Source organism: Dolichospermum sp. UHCC 0260, from assembly GCF_009711985.1.
Lineage (GTDB): Bacteria > Cyanobacteriota > Cyanobacteriia > Cyanobacteriales > Nostocaceae > Dolichospermum > Dolichospermum lemmermannii.
In genome coordinates this window covers 14,656-37,817 of record NZ_VIKZ01000042.1, presented here as the reverse complement: position 1 = coordinate 37,817, position 23,162 = coordinate 14,656, and the positions used below count along the sequence as shown (strand labels likewise).

Sequence of the window (23,162 nt, the reverse complement as noted above, 5' to 3'; positions counted from 1 at the left end):
AATGCTTCGCCCGTACAGTTGTCAGTTGTAACAGGAAAGTTATTATTACTCCTATTACCTATTACCTGTTCCCTCTTTCTGAGATAAATCTAATAAATTTGCTAACTTGTAAACTATTCGCGCACCAACATTACCATCCCATTCAGCATCACCAACTTCGCAGACATCAAAACCAATAATTTCTCTACCACTATTTACCAGTTCGCGGAACAAACAATAAACTTGTTCTAATTCCAGTCCTCCAGGAACAGGAGTACCTGTATTGGGGCAAAGTTTAGGATCTAAACCATCAATGTCGAAGCTAATATAAACTTTTTCTGGTAAATTGTTGATAATTTCTCGACATAAATCCAACCAATTTTTACCAGCATATAGTTGTTGTTTAATTGCTGAATCATAATAACCAATAATGCGATCATTTGATTGATTAATGATTTGCACTTCATCATGACAAATATCTCGTACACCTACTTGGACTAATTTAGAAATTTGCGGTATTTTCATGGCATTAAACATAATAGACGCATGAGAAAATTCAAATTCCTCATAGGCATTCCGTAAGTCTGCATGGGCATCAATATGTAAAATTCCCCAGTCATCATATTGATTAGCTAAGGCTTGAAAGTAGCCTAATGGTGAACTGTGATCACCACCAATGACAGCAACTCGTTTACCTTGATTCATTGCTGCTTGTGATTGGGTCAATAACCAATGATTTACCTGTTCCCCAGCTTGGTTAATTGCTTCTAGAACAGAGGTTAAATCTGGTGAATCTGTTAGGGATTTACCTTGGGCTTGACGTTCAATAATTCTGGCTGCTTGTTGACGATAATAGTTATTTTTTTCGATCATTTCCTGGGGAATTTCTACCATAAATATTCCCTGTTTCCAACCGTCGGGATTATCAAAATCAAATAAATCTATTTGCAGTGAGGCATCTAAAATTCGCTGTGGTCCGTTCGCAGTTCCCGCACGATATGAAACGGTGACTTCCCAAGGTATGGGGAAGATAATTAAATTGGCTGAATCGTAATCATCAGGTAATCCGAGGAAGTTACCATTTTTTTCGGCTACGCTGTTGGGATTGTATTCTTGTAGTGGTTTATTCATTGATGAGATGATTTGATAAATTCAAGTTCCAAATTTATGAGTATAGATTTTTTTTGGTGATAATTCTGTTCTCTATTCTCTGCTATATAAACTTTTTTGTGAATATGATTAAGAACGACGGGCATTTAAACAACACCATTCTTTTTTTTTCCAGAGAGTAGCAACAACCCAACCATTTTGTTTTAAAGCATCAGCAACACCCTGGGATTGTTCTAGGAGAATTCCACTAAATATACCCCAAGTGCTGGGTTTGGTAATTGTGGTCATTTCTGGGAGTAATTCAATAATTACATCAGCTAAAATATTACAGACAATACCATCTACTGGCTGATCAATTATTTTCCGTACCATGTCTACACTCCCCTCAATGGGGATTAAATAGTCTGGACGGATATCATTAAGAGCGCGATTACTAAAAGTGGATCTCACCGCTACGGGATCATTATCAACGGCATAGACTTTACCAGCACCTAGTAAGATTGCCCCAACGGCTAGAATACCCGAACCACAGCCAATATCGGCAATGATTAACGGTTCTTTTTTTTCTTCCGTATCCACAAAGGATTGAGGAACTTCGCTAAAGCGCATTTCTAGAGATTCTAAGCATAATTGGGTCGTGGCATGATTGCCTGTACCAAAGGCTACACCAGGATCTAAGCGAATTACCAACCTGTCCAAGGATTCGGGTAAAGGTAGCCAAGCGGGGTTAATCAGAAAGCGATCGCCTATTTCTTCGGGTTGCCAGTGTTGTTTCCAGCTACTAGACCAGTCCTCTTCGTCAATTAAGCCCCAATGCACCATGGGTGAAGGGAGTCCTACACATAGTGCATCTTGGCGCAGCCATAGTGATAAGGCAGCCAAATCTAGTAATTGGGTTTTAAAGCTGGGCAAATAAGCCTTAATGATGGCGATATTACCCTTAATTTCTACTGATGTACCACGACAGCCAAATTTTTCTAACCGCCAAAATATAGTATCTTCTAAATCTGGTTCAGATAAAATATTCAATTCCCACCAAGTGTTTACCATAGAATTTTAGATTTTAGATTCGTAAAAACAAACTTTGATTGCTATGATTATCAAATTACTGAATCAATACTGTTCGGTTAAGGATTTTCGTAGGTTGGGTTGTAGCTTGCTTGCCCGTTGCGGTACAAAGACCAAACCCAACAAACCGTTGTAAATGTTGGGTTTCGTTCCATTGCTCCGCAACGCTTACGCGAACAACCCAACCTACATAATTTCATTGTTTTGAGCTTAACCGACAAGTATTGATTACTGAATCATCTGCAGCAAATAAATCCCAAAAATCACAGTTAAAGTGCGACTGTATATGCGTCCCGAATACCATCTACTTTTTTAATTTCCTCTAAAATGCCATCGGGTAAAGGATCATCAATACTGAGAGCCATAACAGCATCACCACGGACGATTTTCCGACCTACCTGCATACTAGCAATATTGACATTAAAGCTGCCGAGGAGAGAACCGAGTTTACCAATAATACCTGGCATATCCCGGTGGCGGGTAAACACCATGTATTTACTAGGGGGAACGTTAATGGGGAAACCGTCAACGTCTGTTAAGTGAATTTCCTTATCACCTAATAAAGCACCTGTGACAGAATGTGTACCTAAAGTCCCTGTAGCTTGGAGATGCAATGAACCTGCATAATCCCTTGCGGAAGCATCCCTGGTTTCAATGACTCGAATCCCCCGTTCCTTGGCTTCTATGGTAGCGTTGACATAATTGACCCGTTCCCGTAGGGCTTGGTAAAGTAGTCCTTTCAGGGCAGCGATAACTAAAGGTTGACTTTTATTAGTTGCCAGTTCTCCTTGCAGTGTAACATTAAGTGTCTCAACTCTGCCGCCGACGAGTTGACCAACTAAATTCCCCAAGGTTTCCGCTAACTCCATGTAAGGCTTGAGTTCTTCCAGAATATCGGGTCCTAGTCCAGGAATATTCACGGCGGAACGGGCAGGTAGTCCTAATAACACATCCCGAATTTGTTCAGCCACGTCTATGGCGACGTTGACTTGAGCTTCAGCAGTGGAAGCACCGAGGTGAGGGGTAAGAATAACTTCTTTACCTAAGCGTAGCAATTCAGAATCACCTAATGGTTCGGAATCGAATACATCTAACGCAGCGCCAGCAATTACACCATCTCTGATTGCCACTGCTAAAGCCGCTTCATCAATAATGCCACCACGAGCGCAGTTAATAATTCTGGTGGTGGGTTTCATTAACGCCAAGGTTTTAGCGTTGATGATGTTGGCAGTTTCCTTAGTTTTGGGAATGTGCAAGGTGATATAGTCGGCTTGCTGGAATAACACATTTAATTCCACCAATTGACAACCCAATTGTTCCGCTCTTTCGCTGGAGATAAATGGATCATAAGCTAGGAGTTTCATGCCCATTGCTTTAGCTACACTGGCAACATGAGAACCAATTTTTCCTAACCCGACAACGCCGAGGGTTTTTTTGTATACTTCCGAACCAACAAATGATTTCCGATCCCACTCACCACGTTTTACTGAAGCATTAGCATCAGGAATGTGACGAGACAAGGATAACATCATAGCTAAAGCGTGTTCTGCGGCGGCAATGGTATTACCTTCTGGGGAATTGACGACGACAATCCCTTTGCGAGTCGCTGCGGGAACATCAACGTTATCCACACCTACACCGGCACGGCCAATAATTTTTAATTTGGTGCCAGCTTCTATAATTTCTTGAGTAGCGCGAGTTCCAGAACGGATCATCAGCGCGTCATACTCACCAATAATGGCTTTGAGTTCATCTGGCTTGAGGCTGGTTTTGACATCAACGGTGGCAACTTGGGAAAGAATATCAATACCAACTTGATCAATTGGATCTGAGACAAGAACCTTAGACATAATAACTTGATTTTGGTTAACAGGTTTTGCTGTACAAGATTTTTTAGTTTAATCTTTATCTGTGGCACTTGGGCAAAAATTATCTATTTTTTGAGGAGTCAGGAGTCAGGAGTCAGGAGTCAGGAAGAATAAAGAAGAAAGAAGAAGTTGGAAAAAATACAAATATTCTCCTTATTTACCAATTAGCAAACTTTGGTAAATTCTCCTTTCTCCACATCACATCTCTTTTCCTATTTGTTTTGACTTCTAAAACCCTAATTCCTATTTTTGGTAATTGCTTTAAGCTATCTTTTAATTCTTCCCAAGAATTAATTAACTGATATTGCACATTATAAGTAGCACATAATTGAGCAAAATCAATATTTTGAGGAGTGGCAAAAAATTCTTCAAAAGGTGGATTAAATTGGGCAATGGGTAACATTTCAAAAATTCCCCCACCATTGTTATTAATCAAGATAATCGTTAGATGTCCAATAAATTTATTTCTAATTAAAAAACCATTGGTATCATGCAATAAAGATAAATCTCCTGTTAGCATTACACTACTTTGCTGATGATGTGCTATTCCTAAAGCAGTGGATAAAGTACCATCAATACCATTTGCACCCCGATTAAAATAAGGTTTAATTCTTAAATTATTGGGTTTCCAGAAAAATTCTACATCTCGCACTGGCATACTATTTGCAATGAATAGGGGTGTTTCTGGTGCTAGGTTTTGGGAAATTAACCAAGCGGTTTTACTTTCGATTAATTCATCTACATTTTCAAAATAATCATCAATATTTTTTCTAACTTGCTTTTCTGCTATACACCATTTTTGTAAATACTCACTTTTTGCTAATTCCTCAATTTCCAATTTACCAATTTCTGTTACTGATATTCTTAAATGTGTGGTTTTTCCATGTAAAGGATCTAAATTTTGATCACAATTATCAATTATCAAACGTTGAGGATTAATAGTAATTAACCAATTGCGTAATTCTTTACTTGTGGGCATTTCTCCAATTTGAATTACGATTTCTGGAGATAATTCTTTGGCAAGTTGTTGATTTCTAAGAATGATGTCATAGGTAGAAATTAAATAGGGATTTAAGTCTGTGTAATTTCTGACAGGGGAAAGTCCTTCAGTTAAAACAGGCCATTGGAGAGATTGACTTAGGTTAGCGATCGCTCTACAATACTCTTCCGGGGCTTGTGGTTGAGCGACACCAGCAATAATGATCCCTTTTTGGTAATTGGTAATTGGTAATTGGTAATTGGTAATTGGTAATGGGGTGGAAATCAAACTAGAAAAGAAATCTTCTGTATCTAAGGTAAAATCTGTACCATCAGGAATGGGCGCGAGAGGGTCACGAAAAGGTATATTTAAATGTACTGCGCCGGAATTAGGAAATTGACAACGTTCCCAAGCGTGAATAACCGTTTGTCTGAGATAACCTAACATTCCCATATCCACCGAAGGTGTAGCTAATTCCGTTTGCCAATTGGGATAATTACCGTATAATTTTACTTGGTCAATAGTTTGTCCTGAATGACAATCTCGTAATTCTGCTGGTCTGTCAGTGGTTAATATTAACAAAGGGACGCGACTTTCTCTAGCTTCAATTACTGCTGGATAAAAATTTGCCCCCGCAGTTCCCGAAGTGCAAACTAATACTACAGGTTTCCCCGTTGCTTTTGCTTGTCCCAAGGCAAAAAAAGCCGCCGAACGTTCATCTAAAATCGGAATTGCTTCAATATACGGTATTTGTTGGACAAAAGCCACAGTTAATGCTGTAGAACGAGAACCAGGACAGATGACAGCGCAATTTAAACCCAAGCGTTTGAGGGTTTCTGTTAATACATAAGACCAAAGAAGATTAAGATTATTAAAAGTAAGTTGCATTGATTAGAGATTATGGACTGTATTCATTTAACAGGAATTCGTGGCTATGGTTATACCGGATTTTTACCAGAAGAACAGGCATTAGGACAATGGTTTGAGGTAGATGTTAAATTATGGTTGGATCTTTCTAAACCCGCCAAAACAGATAATATTGAAGATACTATAGATTATCGGCAGATAATTAGCTTAGTGCAAAAATTGCTGAAAACCTCAAAGTTTGCATTGGTGGAAAGACTAGCTGGGGCTATAGCTGATGGTATTCTAGAGGATAGCGACGGTATTAGTCAAGTACAAGTTATTCTCAGTAAAACCGCTGCACCTATTCCTGATTTTAGCGGCAAAATCAGTATTGAATTGACTAGAAGTAAACTCCAGTAGCAGGAATCACGCAGAAAGATTTGGTTTATTAAAACTGTATCAATTATGGAGTGTTTGACATTAATGCAGGATGAGTTGAAGTGTCGGTATAATTGGTTAATGGGTGGCGCGATTTTGACGTAAAATAACTGAGTAAAATCTTAGTTAACGGGAATGAAGAAGAAGATAACTTTTACAGACAGGGAAATGCAAAGAGCATGGCGTGAAAATTCTTCTGCCTCTCATAATCATAATGGAGTCCGAACTAATGCCCACCGCTTATTATTATTTTATGCTGTTGAATGTGGTTTAAAAGCAGTGTTGATGAAGAAAAAGGAAGTAAATCGTACTGATTTATGTCCAGAAATATTAGAAGAGGGGCATGATATAAATGGGTTGTTAGAATGTTTATACCCTGGTAATAATTCATTGCAAATGTGGAAACTACCAGAACAGTTATTTATTCAAGATATTCAGGATAATTCTCATGTTAAGATAAAACAAGAACGACAATTAACGCCTGGTAAAATTAACCAGATTTGGCGCTATGGAGGAAAGTTTATCTTAAAAAAAGATGAGGATGAGAATAAACGGGAAAAAATAACAGACGAAGACATAGAAAAAAAATTGTTAAACATTGTTGAATTGATTAAAAAAGAACTTCAAGGACTATGAAAGATTTTAAATTACTGACTTGGCTTGATATTAGAAGAATTTTTCGCCGCAAAACTAACTATGGGACTAATTTACCAGAGAACATAGTAAGTATTAGGTGTTTTTCTGATGCTGTAGAAATAAATATTTCTGATGAAAATTGTATAAATAAAGTCAATGACGTATTAAAAGAATGGTTTGAGGATTCGTATCAGCAAGAAGAGTCTATGATTCAACTTGATGTTAGTAATGCTACATTACCCGTAGAATTTATCTCTGAAGAAGAACCTTATATAACTGATATTGAAGTACGTCCTTTTTGGGAAGAAATTGCTTATCTAGAAAGTGATTCAGAAACAGAAACCGCCATCAAAAAAATAGTTAAGCTACCAGAACCATATACGGAAAAACTTAGTTTAATAGCTTTTTATTCTTTTAAAGGTGGTGTAGGCAGAACATTAAATTTAGCAGCCCATCTTTTTGCTTTGCTAGATAGAGCTAAAGAGTTAAATAAGTCTATAAAAGTCTTAGTAATTGATGCGGATTTAGAAGCTCCTGGTCTTACATACTGGAATGAATCGTCAAAAAGAAAACAACCAGAAGTTTCATTTATTAATTTTTTAGAAATTTATCATTATTCACCAATTGATAGAGAAGAAGCACTTGCTTTATTTGCTAACGAAGTAAAAAAATCAGTGAAACATGAAGGAAATTCACAAGTTTATTTTTTACCCGCATTTCTAAAAGATAATGAATTATTAGATATGCCTATTTTACCTGAACATTTAGTCAGAGGTATAGATGGAACATGGGAATACGGTAATGCTATTCATCATTTAGGTGAAATTTTAGGTGTAGATTATGTTTTTATAGATTTGAGAGCAGGTTTAAGTGAAATATCTAGTCCTATAATTTTTGATCCCAGAATCCAGCGTTTTCTTGTGACAACAATTAATGATCAATCTATTAAAGGTACAAGTTTAGTTTTAAAACAAATTGGTAAAGTTGCTCCATCAAAAGAGGAAGTTAATAAAAAAATATACTATGATCCAGCCATCATTATTAGTATGCTAAAAACAGAATTTAAGGAATTACCAAATTATATTAATGCTACAACTGACTTAGAGTCTAATTATGTACAATCTCAAGAGCCTACGTTAATAGATACTAGATTAAATACTCAAGAAACTGATTTTAATGAGAAATTACTGTATATCCATAACTGGGAAGATGCCCGCTCAAAATTAAAAGAGACTACGGTAATTGAAAAAGCTATAGATTGGGCAAGCCAACAATTAATCAACGCTGAAAAGGAAGTACAAACTACAAAAGACAAAGGAGACATAAAATCACGACAAGAACAACAAGTTACAAGGCTGAGAGATTTATGTCAAAAGTATGAACTTGCTGAATCAGGAGAAGGTGAAGATTTACTAATAACAGAACCTTTACAAAATTTAGCAACTAATTTTCGAGATGAATTACCTCATGTAATATCAATTGGAGCGAAAGGTGCGGGAAAAACTTTTAATTATATCCAACTTTCACGCTTTAAATATTGGGGAAAATTTTTGAATTCTATTGATAAGAATGAAACTAGCTCAATTCAAACAAAAACCTATATATTGCCTTTCCTGGAGTCGAGTAACCTTAAAAATAAAGCAAAAACTGTAATTAGTGAAGCCAGAAATGAGGTTAGAGCAGTTCTAGGTGTGAATGTTCCTGAGTTTGTACATTCAGAGTATACCGATAGGATTAAAACGGCACTTACAGAGCAAAATTGGGATGAACTACAATGGACAAAATTTTGGGTGAATGAAATTGCCAGAGCTATAGCCATTAACCAAAATTTAGATACTCCTAATACTCTTAGCAGCATAAATCAAGATTTAAAAAATAAAGGATTAAAGATTATCTTTTTGTTTGATGGGTTAGAAGATATTTTCCCTAAGATTGCCTCTAATGATCAACAGCAGAAAGCCTTAAAAACCTTGATTGATGATTTGCCAAAGAAATTGTCAGAAATTAGGCAATCTCATCTTGGTATAATAATTTTCTTGCGTCGTGATTTTCTAAGGTACACAATTACTCAAAATTTGAGACAATTTGAAAATCTTTACCGTTCTTATGATTTATCTTGGAATGAAGATTCTTTTTTGAAGCTAGTTTATTGGATTTGTAGTGAATCTAATATTATAGGTGCAAAAAAAGATAGTAAAGATAGTATTTACAGTCTCAGTCAAGAGAATCTCGTAGCTGAATTAGAAAAGCTATGGGGTAAAAGACTAGGGACAGAAAAGTCCAAAGAAGCCTACACAGCTTCTTGGGTATTTGCAGCTTTAACAGATTTTAAGGGCAGACTTCAGGCCAGAGATATTGTCCGCTTTTTGTACTATGCGGCGAAGATCACAGTAGATAATGCTAAAGAAATACAGTTTGAAAAGTGGTCTACAAGTCGGCTATTACCCCCTCAAGCTATTCGCCGCGCTTTAAAACCATGTAGTGAAGAAAAAGTAAAAGAAGCTAAGGAAGAATATCCAACTTTCAAAACATGGGTAGAAGAAACTCTACCTCCTCAGTCTGAACGCAAAATACCCTTTGCTGTAGAAAAATTCAATATTGATCAGCAAACCATGGGAATGTTAGAAGAAATGGGTGTAATTTATGAAGATACAGCTAAAGAGGACATAGATAGGTTTTATATGCCTGAAATTTTCCGCGAAGGGTTAGGTTTTTCAGGTCAAGGTGCGCGACCTAGAATAGTAGCGTTGAAGCGTCGGGTACTAGGGAAAGGGATTTTCGCAAATCTTCAGTGAATAGTCGAATAAATAACAACGGACAACTGACAACTAAACTAATCACTAATTTGCATTTTGCTTAAAATTCGTCGTGAGACATTAAAAAATACCAAACCTAAAATTGTAAAATTTGCCGATTTTAAAAGCTGCATTACTTGGGCAATTGCTACTTCTGGATTGTCAAGAACTATATGTAAACTATTCGCAAAAATAGAAACTCTCCAAGCATCAAATTGTTGTTTTAATAGTTTAGAAGCAGCTTGATTTTGATTAACAATAATTTCTATGAGTTTTCCTGGTTGAGAATCTTTAATATAACTGGGTGAACCTTCAGCCGCGATTTCTCCAGCTACCATAAAACTCATCCGGTTACATTGTTCAGCTTCTTCTAAATAATGGGTTGTGACTAAAATTGCTGTACCATTTCGCGCAAAATCATTGATTAGTTTCCAAAACTGACGACGTGCTAAAGGGTCTACTCCAGATGTTGGTTCGTCTAAAAATAAAATATCTGGTTCGTGCATAACAGAAGCACCAAAAGCAACCCGTTGTTTCCAACCTCCTGGTTATACATCAACGCCACAAGATGACAGCGTTCAGCCTCATCTAGATAGGGCGTAGCTACCACAATTGTCATCCCTTCCGCTGATAATTCTGCTAACACATCCCAAAATTCTCGTCGGGAAACGGGGTCAACTCCAGTAGTCGGTTCATCTAATAGTAAAACTTCCGGTTGAGAAACCAAAGCACAACATAAAGCCAGCTTTTGTTTCATCCCTCCTGATAATTCACCAGCCAACCGTGAGCCAAATCGTTCTAAACTCATTAATGTCAGATATTTATTTCTGCGTTCCCATAACAAATCATCATCAACCTGTCGCAAACCTCCCGCATAACGCAAATTTTCATCAATACTTAAATCCAAATATAGAGAAAATTGTTGTGTTAAATATCCCGTCATTAACCGCGCATCTCTTGCCGGTTGATCAAATACCAAAACATCCCCAGCAGTCGCTTCCATCACACCACCTAAAATATGAAAAGTGGTAGTTTTCCCCGCACCGTCAGGACCAATTAAACCAAACATTTCGCCCTTATTCACAGTAAAATTAATTCCCTTAACTGCGGCTAACTTGCCATAATGTTTATGTAAATTATTAACCTTAATAGCCTCTGTTTGCGAATTGGTAATTGGTAATTGGTGATTGGTAATTGATAATTGGTAATTAGTCATTATTAACTTTCCCTATGACCTACACATAAATTATTTTAAACACTCATTTCTCTGTGACCTCTGTGTCTCTGTGGTTCGTTTTTCTTAAAACCTAACTTTTAGCTTGTAACCTAATTTCCGCATCTGCCGGCATTCCAATTTTAGCGCAAGGTAAATCTGATTCTTTATAGGGATTTTCAGGATTAAAACAGCCTTGAGGATTTTCCACTTGAATACGAACTCCTATTACTTGTCGCACCCGATCTTTTTGGAAATAAATATTTTCTGGCGTAAAAGAAGCTTGAGGATCAATAGCAATAACTTTACCACTTAGTGGTTTTTCTGGGGCAGAATCCAGAAAGATTTTAGTAGTTTGTCCTAATCGAACTTTACCAATATCACCTTCAGGAATAAAACCTCGCAGATATATATTTTTAGGATCAACTATTGTTAAAATTTTGGTTTGACTGCTAACTACCGTACCAGGTTGAACACTGCGGGCAGTTATTACCCCATCTAAAGGACTCACAACATTTAAATCTTTTTTTGAGTCTTTTATCTGGGTGAAGATTTGCTGTTTTGATGCTAAGGCATCTCTAACTTTAGCTTGAGCAGATTTTAGTTGAGCAAAACTCTGGTCTTTTTTTCTGTTTAATGCTTCTAACTGCGCGTTGCGAATACCAGGATTGAAGCCTGTGGTTTGGGTTTGGGTTAATGCCCCTTGGATAGCACCTAATTGTTCTCGTGCCGCATTTACCGCGGCTTGACGGGCTTCTAGGGTGGCTATGGCTGTATCTAATGTAGTTTGTGATTGGTCAAATTGCTGTTGATTAATAGCACCTTCTTTGATAAGCTGTCCATAGCGATCGCGGTTAATTCTCGCTAATTTTACTTCTGCTTCTGTTTGCTTAACTTGGGCTTGTGTTTGTAATAATTGAGCCTTAGCCGCGGCTACGTTAGATTTTGCCTGTTGAATTCGTCCTTGGGTATCCCCTTCCGACTGCTGTAAATTGAGTTTTGCTTCCCTAATTTGACTATTAATTTGTTCAAGTTCACTTTGCACCCTATCCACATCTGCAATTGCCTGTTGTTCATCAGATTGTGCAGATGTTATCCTAGCCTCGTTCACCATAAGCCCCTTCTCGGAAAGCAATTGACTCAATTCTTCCCGAACGCTTAATCCCAATTTCGGTTTCATAACCTTCAATTCTGCCACTTAGTTTCAGTGTATCTACCGCTTTCTGTGGTTGAGTTCGTCACACTGCATAACTAATACCACCTCCCACAACTAACAACCCCAATAACAAAGGAATTGGTTTTTTACCCTTCTGCTGCTGAGATGGTGGGATAGTCACATTAGTAAAATTGTCTGGAGATATTGGCGCAGTTTGAGACATAGTAGCACCTGAGATGATCAACTTATATTTTAAGATACATACTAGACCGTCTAGTATGACAGAAATTTAAAGCCACCTTCAAGCCCGCAGGTTTCAACCTGTAGGTGAAAGTGGCTATAAAATCAGCGTATTAACAGGTTGTTATGGTGATGCACTCATCACAAATCCCATCTATTCTCTACCCGTAGGTAAACCTAACTTGTGATTGCTAGGAGTAGAAGAGGGTTCATTGTAGGCTATTTTTAACTTTGGTTTAGCACTACCGCCACTGCCACCGCTACTACGTCTTTCATCGTTACCTCTACCTTCTTTTGACCAAGAGGAACGGCCACCGCGACCACCACCAGAACTACGTTCCCGTTCTCCACTATCACCACGTTTGTTAATTCTGGGTTTGGGAGTTGGGCTTTCGTCTACGGGCAGGTCTACTCCTGATATTAACCAAGCAGGACGGGTTTGATCGTAAGCGATTTGTAAAGCAGCCGCAGCGATCGCATGAGCATCATATTCCTCAATCATTTCGCTGATAATCGGCAAGAAGGAAGCTAACCGTTCCCCAGCTAAAGCTTCTGCCACTTGTCCTCTTAACTTCTGGATATGTTGGGCTTCAATCTGCGCCTTGGTAGGAATAGAGAGAATTTGCCAAGTTTGACGGTTATGGCGTTCAAATGCCTGTTGTTTGCGGCGTTCAAAAGATTGTACTAAAGAAATTGCCGTTCCTTCTTTTCCAGCCCGACCAGTCCGACCAATGCGGTGAACATAGGTTTCGACGCTATCAGGTAAATCAAAGTTGATTACATGAGAAAGTTGGTCAACGTCTAACCCACGCGCTGCAATATCAGTAGCGACAACCCAACGCACTTGACGGTTACGGAAACGGATTAATAGGCGTTCCCGCGCTTGTTGAGACAAGTCACCATGATATTCATCCACACTATGACCAGCAGATTGCAATTGACTGGTTAATTCTGCGGCTGTGCGGCGGGTGCGAACAAAGATTAAAGCTGTTTCTGGATCTTCCATTTCCAGAATTGGTTGTAAAGCTTTAGCTTTTGTCCAATGACGAGGAATCATGTAAGCCACTTGATTGATTTTATTCGGTGCGGCTTTGGGTTGTTCAACGGTGACAGTCACCGGTGAGTTCAAAAATTTATTTACCAACATCCGAATTGATGGTGGCATTGTCGCGGAAAATAATGCTGTTTGGCGTTCATTGGGGGCTTGGGAAAGAATTCTTTCCACATCGTCAATAAAGCCCATACTTAACATTTCATCAGCTTCATCTAAGACAAACCATTTGACTTGATCTAGCTTCAAGTTACCACGATCTAGTAAGTCTATGACCCGTCCTGGTGTCCCGACAACGATTTGCGCCCCACGTCTGAGTTGCATAATTTGACGGTCAATTGATTGACCACCATAAATAGCCGCTGCTTTCAAGTAACTGTTACCAATAAATTGGGAAACAGCCGCATGAACTTGAATTGCTAATTCACGAGTTGGGGTTAAAACTATTGCTTGTACAGCTTTGAGGTTCTCATCTAACCGCTCTAAAATTGGTAGAGAAAAAGCCGCGGTTTTACCTGTTCCTGTTTGCGATTGACCAACTACATCCCGACCATTTAATAGTTGAGGAATTGCTTGGGTTTGAATATTTGTAGGTTCAGTAAAACCCATGCCTTCTAACAATGTAGCCCGTTCTGGGGAAATGCCTAATTCTTGAAATGATAAATTCATTAACGCTCCTAGATTTGATTGTAAATTTGGGACTGGTAAACCGATACTTATTTGTAAATTAAGTCTTATACAACAGCAGATAGCAGAGGGGAAGATAATCTATCACTATTGATAACTTGACCATAGAGATCATAGGCATCGGCACTTTGAATTGCTACTTTGACGATGGTTCCTAGCCTAGCCTCTCCTTTAACATAGACTTGACCATCAACTTCGGGAGAAAATCTGCCGGAACGACCGATTAATTCTCCACCTTGGGGATTTTCCTGTTCAATCAGGACATCAACTATCTTGCCGACTTCCTGTTGATTTTTCTGGAAAGAAATTGGCTGTTGTAATTCCATTAGACGATTACGGCGTTCCGTCATCACTGCCGCTGGAATTTGATTGGGTAGATTGTAGGCAGGAGTTCCTTCTTCTGGTGAGAAAGTAAAAACACCAACATGATCAAATTTATGTCGTTGGGTAAACTCTAATAAATGTTGAAAATGCTCTTGAGTTTCTCCAGGAAAACCAACTATAAATGTGGTTCTGAACACTGCTGATGGTAGGGCAATTTTCAGCCGTTCCATAATCCCATCATTGATCTGTCCTTGCCAGGGACGATTCATAGCCCGGAGAATTTCTGGATGGGAATGTTGCAGTGGCAAGTCCAAATATGGCAAAACGTTGGCAGTTTCTTGAATAGCCGCAATCACATCCGCTGTTAATCCGGTGGGATAGGCGTAGTGCATCCTAATCCAAGGTATATCTACTTTGCCTAATGCCCGCAGCAATTCGGCTAATTTGGGTTTGCCGTAAATATCTAAGCCGTAATTGGTGGTGATTTGGGAAATGAGAATTATTTCTTTGACACCTTGACTTGCCAGTTGTTGGGCTTCGGCAACTATTGATTCAATGGTACGCGATCGCTGATTTCCTCGTAAATGGGGAATAATGCAAAATGCACACCGATAATCACAGCCTTCTGCCACTCGCAGGTAAGCTACTCCTTCGGTGGTTGTCCGATAACGGGGTGTGGTTTCGTCGGCTATATAAGTGGGTTCAGCAGTAATTTCTTTAACTCGCTCTCCCCGCTCTGCTCGCTCGATCACATCCACAATTTTGTGATAATCACCTGTCCCTACTACCGCTACTGCTTCTGGCAATTCTTCCAATAATTGTTCTTGAAAGTGTTGCGCCATGCAGCCAGTAATCACGATTTTTTTCTTGGCTTCCGCTAGTTCTACTAGGGTTTTTACTGATTCTTGTCGAGCCGCTTCGATAAAACTACAGGTATTGACAATTACGTAATCTGCTAATTCTTCGTTACTATCTACACCATAGCCTGCATTTACTAGCAGCCCTAGCATATGTTCTGTATCAATTCGATTTTTCTCGCAGCCCAGGTGAGAAATGGCAATCGTTGGCTTTTCACCCATATTTTCAATAAGTCTTCCGTTTTTCCTTGTTAATTAACATTTAAGCATTGGGTCGGGAATAAATACAGCAGATCACAAGTAAACAAATCAATACGGGTTTAGCAGTGCTAAAGCTCTACCTAATAACTCACTCGGTGAATTTTGCTATAATTTCCACCCAACTACCCGCCACTAATTACTAGATTTAACCTATATAACTAGCAACTTTAACTAGTAAAAGCCAAACTACAGCCTTCATCTATCATGTTGATAGAGGCTAGTCCATGATACTTCTACTAATTTGTTTCCCAGGGTAATCTTAAGTGTCTTTGGGTAAGTTTGACACTCATAATATTTTTAACAATTCGCTTAATGGTATTTTGCATTACCGTAGCGTGGGCGTTGTTAATTTACCCGTTGGGAAGCCGACCAAGAGGTCTGTTGTGAGAAGCCGCTACCCAACTGGGGAAATCGCACTGGCGACTACGCCTATCAAGCAGTAATGCTACTCGGACATTTGGAATTAAATGCCGGGAAGCTGCCTTACATCTTGTGAGTGGCAAACTCCTCTTGTTATCATATTCTATCTTAACATATCTTATGGAAGGTGGAAATTTAATTTCCATCTTGAGGAGGAGGCAACAACCTGACCATAAGAAAACTGGTGAGGATCTACGCTCCAAATTCGTGAAATTTTTACTGCCACCTGCTATATCTAGTTTAGACAAGGAAATAGATAATTGGTGAAATTACTATTTCTGATCTGTTTCGGTGTTCCCCAAAGCAATTTATCTTAGTACAAGAAGACATCCGGCGGCAATGCCCAGGGAATCTACATTTTTTTGTTTGATTCTCGCTGTCTATTTATTGATGCCATTTTGTTACCCCCTCGTCTGGAGAATGGGGATAGGCAACGACTCCAGACTGTTTGACCGAAAAGACGGGACACAAGCCCCGTCCTTCCGGGACGGCTTTATGTTAAAATTTGGTCATAGTCGCCATAGGGCATTGGGAGACTTTAAACGGACATGGAGGGACGATAAGACCACTTGTGGCCTGTTCTGGCGAAGTGTCAAGAATCACCGCACCTTCAGGTCGGTGAGTATGTCAAAAATAAATTAAAGCCGTGGATTTACATCAGTTATTTAAAACCCGAACACCAATTATTGGCGTAGTACATCTGCTACCTCTTCCGACTTCAGCCCGTTGGGGAGGTAGTCTCAAAGCAGTGATTGACCGTGCCGAACAAGAAGCCACAGCCCTTGCTAGTGGAGGGGTAAATGGGATAATCGTTGAGAATTTTTTCGATGCCCCTTTTACCAAAAATCAAGTTGATCCAGCCGTTGTCAGTGCGATGACTGTGGTTGTTCAACGCATCCAAAATCTAGTAACTGTGCCTATAGGGTTAAATGTGTTACGTAATGATGGCAGAAGTGCGATCGCTATTGCTAGTTGCGTTAATGCCCAGTTTGTCAGAATTAATGTTCTCACGGGTGTGATGGCAACTGACCAAGGATTAATTGAGGGGGAAGCTCATCAATTACTGCGATATCGGCGAGAATTAGGATCTGATGTGAAAATTTTTGCTGATGTTTTGGTAAAACACGCTCGTCCTTTAAGTTCTCCTCATCTCACTGTTGCTGTTAAGGATACTATTGAACGAGGTTTGGCTGATGCGGTAATTTTATCTGGTTGGGCTACGGGTAGTCCTCCTGACCAAGAGGATTTGGAACTGGCTAGTAATGCTGCCGCTGGGACTCCTGTTTTTATTGGTAGTGGTGCAAGTTGGGAAAATGTGGGGACGCTACTACAAGCAGCAGACGGGGTGATTGTTTCTAGTTCTCTGAAACGTTATGGTCAAATTCAGCAACCGATAGATCCGATTCGCGTCAGTCAATTTGTCGAAGCTGCCCGCAGACCTCTATTGTCTAAACTATGATTCTTTTGATTTGCTTGATTAGAAATTGTCTAAACTATGATTCTTTTGATTTGCTTGATTAGAAATTGTCTAAACTATGATTCTTTTGATTTCAGTGATTAGAAATTGTCTAAACTATGATTCTTTTGATTTCAGTGATTTAGATGATTATGAGGATCTTTAGACTCTCTTCCCCAGTTCCCAGTTCCCAGTCCCCAATCACCAATATTATGATTCGTCGTCGTTCTACTCCTTGGATTCATAAATGGTCACGTCCGGCGATCGCAACCATCGCTGGATTTGGTATCCTGAATACAGGTTATCTCACTTTTGAAAAGCTGACCGGCAGCACTCCGGTTTGTACTACAGCAGAAAATGTTAAGGGTTGTGTGGATGTCCTTTCTAGTCCTTGGGCTACGTTTTTAGGTCAACCATTACCTTTGTTTGGTTTGTTGGCATACATTGGGATGTTGATATTCGCTTTAGCTCCCTTAGCCTTGAACACAGGGGAAAATCACAAAAGTCAGAAACAACTGGAAAATTTGACTTGGTGGTTGCTGTTTGTGGGAGCGATCGCTATGTCAGTTTTTAGTGGATACTTAATGTATGTCCTAGCATTTCAACTCAAAGCTATTTGTCCTTACTGTATTGCCTCTGCCTTATTTGCATTAACTATGTTAGTGCTAACTGTTATAGGTAAGGATTGGGAAGATATTGGACAACTTTTATTTACGGCTTTGATTGTGGCAATGGTAACGCTAATTGGGACTTTAGGCGTTTATTCTCAAGTCAGCCCATCAGGTAATATTACTGAATCAACTGATGGTAAACCCACAGCAATTACCTTTACTCCTAAAGAACAACCAAATCCTCAATTTGGCTGGGAAATTACCACTAAATCTGGTGAAGCGGAGATTGCTTTAGCTCAACATCTTGTTAAAGTTGGTGCTAAGGAATATGTAGCTTATTGGTGTCCACACTGTCACGAACAGAAGCTACTTTTTGGCAAAGAAGCTTATACAATCATGAGTGAAAGTTCTACAGTAGAATGTGCTGGTGATAGTCCCAAAGGTAAACCAGAATTATGTAAAGCTGCAAAAATCCAAGGTTTCCCAAGTTGGGTTATTAATGGTAAAATCTATAGCGGAGTGCAGACTCTAGAGGAATTAGGAAAGATCACTGGTTATACAGGTCCGAAAAACTTTAAATATTTCCGCTAGAGCAATGATGACTTGGGCATTCTATCAGTTCTCTCAAACTCTTGAGCATTTGTGTAACCGTTACGGTTCCTTTCTTAGTGAGAATAACTGAAGAATATACATCAAAGACCTGTACTAAATGTGGTCACGTTCATAGAAAACTTGGTAGTTCTAAGAACTTTGTTTGCCCTAATTGCGGTTATGAAATACCGCGAGATTTTAATGGAGCCGTGGGGATTTTCCTCCAGGCAATGTGGGATACCACCTTTATCAACTCAGTTGGTAATGTTATACTGGATGTTCACGATGTCGGAGAATGTCTCGGTTAAAAGTATCAGATCAGACTACATCCAAAAAATCAATAATTAAACATCGAGTGTAGGGGTTTAGCACAATGCTAAACCCCTACTAAGTATTTACGTAAAATTTAGATTAGATATTAATTATTGTATTTAAGTAAATATACGGTTTTGGCTACTTATTCATGTTTGACATTAATTTTAAATTCAAGCCTGTCGCCCAGATGTAAGTTACAGTAATAGAGGACGAAAGAAATCTACTAATGCCCTTTCTGTTGGACAGGAAGCCCACACTGTACCGTCAGATTAGTGCGGGTAGTTCATAATATTCCACTAAGATGTGAGGGAATACAGCAACAGTTATCTGAGATTGGGCAATAATACTACATTTTAAAGACGTGAAGACCGATCTAGCTATTAGCCCAGATATTTTTACAATCATCGTATTAGACAGTAGTTTGTTATTCTAAAAGCTTATGCAGCCGACCAACCCTGATCAATTTACAGAAAAAGCCTGGGAAGCGATCGCTCATACACCCGATGTCGCTAAACAGTATCAGCAACAGCAGCTAGAAAGTGAACATCTGATGAAAGGGTTGCTGGAACAGGAAGGACTGGCCAGCGCGATTTTCACTAAAGCTGGTACAAATTTGCAAAAAGTTCGAGATCGCACCGAGCAATTTATCCAACGTCAACCCAAAGTATCGGGGACTAGTGCTTCTGTTTATTTAGGACGCAGCTTAGATACATTATTAGATCGGGCAGAAAAATATCGTCAAGAATTTAAAGACGAATTTATTTCTATTGAACATTTATTGTTAGGTTACGCCAAAGATGATCGGTTTGGCAAAAGTTTACTGCAAGAATTTGGTTTAGATGAAAACAAACTCAAAAATATCATTAAAGAAATTCGGGGGAAACAAAAAGTGACTGACCAAAATCCAGAAGGCAAATATCAATCACTGGAGAAGTATGGACGTGACCTCACAGAAGCCGCTCGCAAAGGTCAATTAGACCCCGTAATCGGTCGTGATGATGAAATTCGCCGCACGGTGCAAATTCTCTCCCGCCGAACCAAAAATAACCCGGTTTTAATTGGTGAACCTGGCGTGGGGAAAACGGCAATTGCGGAAGGTTTGGCACAGCGCATTGTAGCGGGTGATGTTCCCCAATCTCTCAAAGATCGTAAACTCATCAGTTTAGATATGGGGGCTTTAATTGCGGGAGCAAAATTCCGAGGTGAATTTGAAGAACGTCTCAAAGCCGTATTAAAAGAAGTCACCGAATCTGGTGGGAATATTGTATTGTTTATTGATGAAATTCATACTGTTGTCGGTGCAGGTGCAAGTCAAGGAGCTATGGATGCCGGAAATTTATTAAAACCCATGTTAGCACGAGGTGAATTACGCTGTATTGGGGCGACAACTTTGGATGAATACCGTAAATATTTGGAAAAAGATGCAGCTTTAGAAAGACGCTTTCAACAAGTTTATGTAGATCAGCCCAACGTTCAAGATACAATTTCCATTTTACGCGGTTTGAAAGAACGTTATGAAGTCCATCACGGGGTGAGAATTTCTGATAGTTCCCTCGTCGCTGCGGCCACTCTCTCTAATCGTTATATTAGCGATCGCTTTCTGCCCGACAAAGCCATTGATTTAGTAGATGAAGCCGCTGCTAGACTCAAGATGGAGATTACCTCCAAACCCGAAGAACTGGACGAAATAGATCGGAAAATCCTGCAATTAGAAATGGAAAAACTCTCTTTACAAAAAGAAAGTGATCCTGCTTCCCGTGAACGTTTAGAAAGATTAGAAAAAGAACTCGCTGACCTCAAAGAAGATCAAAGAACCCTTAGCACACAATGGCAATCCGAAAAAGGGATTATCACCAAAATTCAATCAATTAAAGAAGAAATTGACCGAGTTAATTTAGAAATTCAACAAACCGAAAGAGACTACGATCTTAACCGGGCTGCGGAATTAAAATATGGCAAATTAACAGACTTACATCGGCAATTACAAGCCGTAGAAACTGAACTTTCCCAAACTCAAAAAACCGGAAAATCACTATTACGCGAAGAAGTTACAGAAGCCGATATTGCCGAAATTATTTCTAAATGGACAGGCATTCCCCTGAATAAATTAGTCGAATCAGAAAAAGAAAAACTCCTGCATTTAGAAGATGAATTACATCACCGGGTTGTCGGTCAACATGAAGCCGTTACCGCTGTCGCAGATGCCATTCAACGTTCTCGCGCTGGACTTTCTGACCCAAACCGTCCCATTGCGAGTTTTGTCTTTCTCGGTCCAACTGGTGTCGGTAAAACCGAACTAGCGAAAGCCCTAGCTGCTTATATGTTTGATACAGAGGAAGCTTTGGTGCGGATTGATATGTCCGAATATATGGACAAACATAATGTTTCCCGTTTAATCGGTGCGCCTCCTGGCTATGTCGGTTATGAAGAAGGAGGACAATTAACCGAAGCCATTCGTCGTCGTCCCTACGCGGTGATTTTATTTGACGAAATCGAAAAAGCCCACCCCGACGTATTTAATATTTTCCTGCAAATCCTTGATGATGGTAGGGTGACAGATGCCCAAGGTCGCACAGTAGACTTTAAAAATAGTATTATCATCATGACCAGTAACATCGGTTCTCAATATATCCTAGATATATCTGGAGATGATACTCGTTACGATGAAATGCGTAATCGTGTGATGGAAGCAATGCGAAGTAGTTTCCGTCCAGAGTTCTTAAACCGTCTGGATGAATTGATTATTTTCCACAGTTTACAAAAATCGGAATTGCGGAATATTGTTCAGTTACAAGTAGATAGATTAAAACAAAGATTAATTGACCGGAAAATATCTTTGAAATTATCCAGTTCTGCTCTTGACTTTTTAGCAGAAGTAGGGTATGATCCCGTTTTTGGGGCAAGACCATTAAAACGAGCAATTCAAAGAGAATTAGAAACCCAAATAGCCAAAGCCATTTTACGCGGTGATTTTAGCGACGGTGACACCATTTTTGTAGATGTCCAAAATGAGCGTCTTGCCTTTAATCGCCTACCCGCAGAGGTATTTACAGGTTAGATTTGAGAGTCCCTTCAAGTCAGGGAATAAATTCCCTGTCTAAAAGCTAAAGTCGGTTAAAACCGACTACTTTGGCATAAAATAAATAGGATGATTTTTGATTTTGAGTTAGAGGTTGTTTGAAAAGTATTATATCAAACCCGTAATCTCCAAAAACCTAACCCCCCTACCCCCCTTCCCTGCAAGGGAATGGGAGTTTTAAAGCCTCTCCCCTTGCAGGGGAGAGGTTTGGAGAGGGGTCAGTCTATACATTCAAAACTTTTCAAACATCCTCTTAACCAGAGTGGATTTTAACGCACTTTAGCTAAATTGGTAAAGACTTGACAATAATTTGAGAATTATTAAAAAAGGAAAAATTATGCAATCTCCTCTTTACTTTTTCACTGTCGAAGAATATCTAGAATTAGAACAATCTAGCGATATTCGTCATGAATATTTTGCTGGTGAAGTCTTTGCTATGGCTGGAGGTAGTAAAGAACATAATATAATATCTGGAAATGTTTACTCGCTTTTACGTTCTGGGTTACGGGGTAGTTCCTGTAATGTTTTCATGTCAGACATGAAAGTGAAAATAAATTTAGCCAATGATAATAAAACTATATTTTACTATCCTGATGCGATCGTTAGTTGCGACACTGAAGATCAAGACCGTTATTTTTTAAATTATCCTTGTTTAATTATCGAAGTGCTGTCACCAAGTACAGAAACTATAGATAGACGGGAAAAACTTGTTAATTACCGCAGTTTAGCAAGTTTAAAAGAATATGTTTTAATTTCTCAAAATGAAATCAAGGTAGAAGTTTATCGTCAAGATGAAAAAGGAAATTGGACTATACAAATTTTGATTAATCGTGATGATAAATTACATTTAGATTCCGTTGGTTTGATTCTAGAAATGGCAGAAATATATGAAGATATTATCAATATTTAATTGTTTAATTTAGTTAGAGAAAAAAATAGCAGATAGATTAAATAGACCACAATTCAGACAGAAACTTCTAATGAAGAAAATATCCCAACCTGTAGTACAAGCGTAGGGGTTTAGCAGTGCTAATAGGTGTCAACTTAAGTTAAAAATGGCTTATCTGTTTGCTTCCACACCCGCCCAGAAATGAATTTCCGGGCTAATAGCCAAAGTAAACTAAAGTTTACTCAAAAATTTTTGGGTTATTTAGTCATCTTTAGATGACTTTTGCTATTAGA

16 protein-coding genes and 1 pseudogene are annotated in these 23,162 nt (G+C 38.9%); 8 read left to right on the top strand and 9 right to left on the bottom strand.

The window, feature by feature from the left end; all coding sequences use genetic code 11:
- Positions 1-54: 54 nt before the first annotated feature.
- The 4 genes from FJR08_RS16080 to menD all read right to left on the bottom strand — a co-directional run bounded on the left by FJR08_RS16080 (position 55) and on the right by menD (position 5,892).
- Positions 55-1,110 carry an agmatinase family protein gene (locus tag FJR08_RS16080; protein ID WP_168633842.1) on the bottom strand — a complete coding sequence of 352 codons (1,056 nt, stop codon included), beginning with the start codon at positions 1,108-1,110 and terminating at the stop codon, positions 55-57.
- A gap of 108 nt (positions 1,111-1,218) precedes the next feature.
- Positions 1,219-2,139 (bottom strand): 50S ribosomal protein L11 methyltransferase, encoded by a 921-nt coding sequence (gene prmA / locus FJR08_RS16075; RefSeq protein WP_168633841.1) that lies wholly within the window; start codon positions 2,137-2,139, stop codon positions 1,219-1,221.
- 287 nt (positions 2,140-2,426) lie between these two features.
- On the bottom strand, positions 2,427-4,007 hold the full coding sequence (gene serA, locus FJR08_RS16070; protein WP_168633840.1) for a phosphoglycerate dehydrogenase: 1,581 nt from the start codon (positions 4,005-4,007) through the stop codon (positions 2,427-2,429).
- Between the two features lie 175 nt (positions 4,008-4,182).
- The gene (menD, locus tag FJR08_RS16065) at positions 4,183-5,892 is read right to left on the bottom strand and encodes a 2-succinyl-5-enolpyruvyl-6-hydroxy-3-cyclohexene-1-carboxylic-acid synthase (protein ID WP_168633839.1); all 1,710 of its coding nucleotides are present in this window, start codon (positions 5,890-5,892) and stop codon (positions 4,183-4,185) included.
- A gap of 12 nt (positions 5,893-5,904) precedes the next feature.
- Between menD and folB the strand changes: the two genes are divergently transcribed.
- From folB to FJR08_RS16050, 3 genes are all read left to right on the top strand, one after another.
- The gene (gene folB, locus FJR08_RS16060; RefSeq protein WP_015081155.1) at positions 5,905-6,270 is read left to right on the top strand and encodes a dihydroneopterin aldolase; all 366 of its coding nucleotides are present in this window, start codon (positions 5,905-5,907) and stop codon (positions 6,268-6,270) included.
- 153 nt (positions 6,271-6,423) lie between these two features.
- Entirely contained in the window at positions 6,424-6,924 is a 501-nt protein-coding gene (locus FJR08_RS16055) for a hypothetical protein (RefSeq protein WP_015081156.1), read from the top strand.
- Positions 6,921-9,719, top strand: a complete 2,799-nt coding sequence (locus FJR08_RS16050; RefSeq protein WP_168633838.1) for a ParA family protein — start codon at positions 6,921-6,923, stop codon at positions 9,717-9,719. Before FJR08_RS16055 ends, FJR08_RS16050 begins: the two co-directional genes overlap by 4 nt.
- A gap of 38 nt (positions 9,720-9,757) precedes the next feature.
- Here FJR08_RS16050 and FJR08_RS16045 read toward each other — a convergent pair.
- The 5 genes and pseudogenes from FJR08_RS16045 to rimO form a co-directional block, all read right to left on the bottom strand.
- Positions 9,758-10,935, bottom strand: a pseudogene (locus FJR08_RS16045) (ATP-binding cassette domain-containing protein).
- Positions 10,936-11,026: 91 nt separating this feature from the next.
- Positions 11,027-12,112, bottom strand: coding sequence for an HlyD family secretion protein (locus FJR08_RS16040; protein WP_254435777.1), 1,086 nt, complete (start codon positions 12,110-12,112; stop codon positions 11,027-11,029).
- Positions 12,113-12,170: 58 nt separating this feature from the next.
- Positions 12,171-12,311, bottom strand: a complete 141-nt coding sequence (locus FJR08_RS23690) for a hypothetical protein (RefSeq protein ID WP_254435776.1) — start codon at positions 12,309-12,311, stop codon at positions 12,171-12,173.
- Positions 12,312-12,482: 171 nt separating this feature from the next.
- Positions 12,483-14,048: a DEAD/DEAH box helicase gene (locus FJR08_RS16035; protein WP_168633837.1), complete on the bottom strand. Its 1,566-nt coding sequence runs from the start codon at positions 14,046-14,048 to the stop codon at positions 12,483-12,485.
- Between the two features lie 65 nt (positions 14,049-14,113).
- A complete protein-coding gene (gene rimO, locus FJR08_RS16030) occupies positions 14,114-15,469 on the bottom strand; it encodes a 30S ribosomal protein S12 methylthiotransferase RimO (RefSeq protein WP_168633836.1) in 1,356 nt (451 codons plus the stop codon).
- A gap of 1,105 nt (positions 15,470-16,574) precedes the next feature.
- On the opposite strand from rimO, the gene btpA reads away from it, so the two are divergent.
- From btpA to FJR08_RS16005, 5 genes are all read left to right on the top strand, one after another.
- Entirely contained in the window at positions 16,575-17,387 is an 813-nt protein-coding gene (gene btpA, locus FJR08_RS16025; protein WP_015081161.1) for a photosystem I biogenesis protein BtpA, read from the top strand.
- Between the two features lie 209 nt (positions 17,388-17,596).
- Positions 17,597-18,586 carry a vitamin K epoxide reductase family protein gene (locus FJR08_RS16020; RefSeq protein WP_168633899.1) on the top strand — a complete coding sequence of 330 codons (990 nt, stop codon included), beginning with the start codon at positions 17,597-17,599 and terminating at the stop codon, positions 18,584-18,586.
- 77 nt (positions 18,587-18,663) lie between these two features.
- On the top strand, positions 18,664-18,894 hold the full coding sequence (locus tag FJR08_RS16015) for a zinc ribbon domain-containing protein (protein WP_323294453.1): 231 nt from the start codon (positions 18,664-18,666) through the stop codon (positions 18,892-18,894).
- Positions 18,895-19,340: 446 nt separating this feature from the next.
- Positions 19,341-21,959, top strand: a complete 2,619-nt coding sequence (gene clpB, locus FJR08_RS16010; RefSeq protein ID WP_168633835.1) for an ATP-dependent chaperone ClpB — start codon at positions 19,341-19,343, stop codon at positions 21,957-21,959.
- 358 nt (positions 21,960-22,317) lie between these two features.
- Positions 22,318-22,890: a Uma2 family endonuclease gene (locus FJR08_RS16005; protein WP_168633834.1), complete on the top strand. Its 573-nt coding sequence runs from the start codon at positions 22,318-22,320 to the stop codon at positions 22,888-22,890.
- The last annotated feature ends 272 nt before the right edge of the window (positions 22,891-23,162 follow it).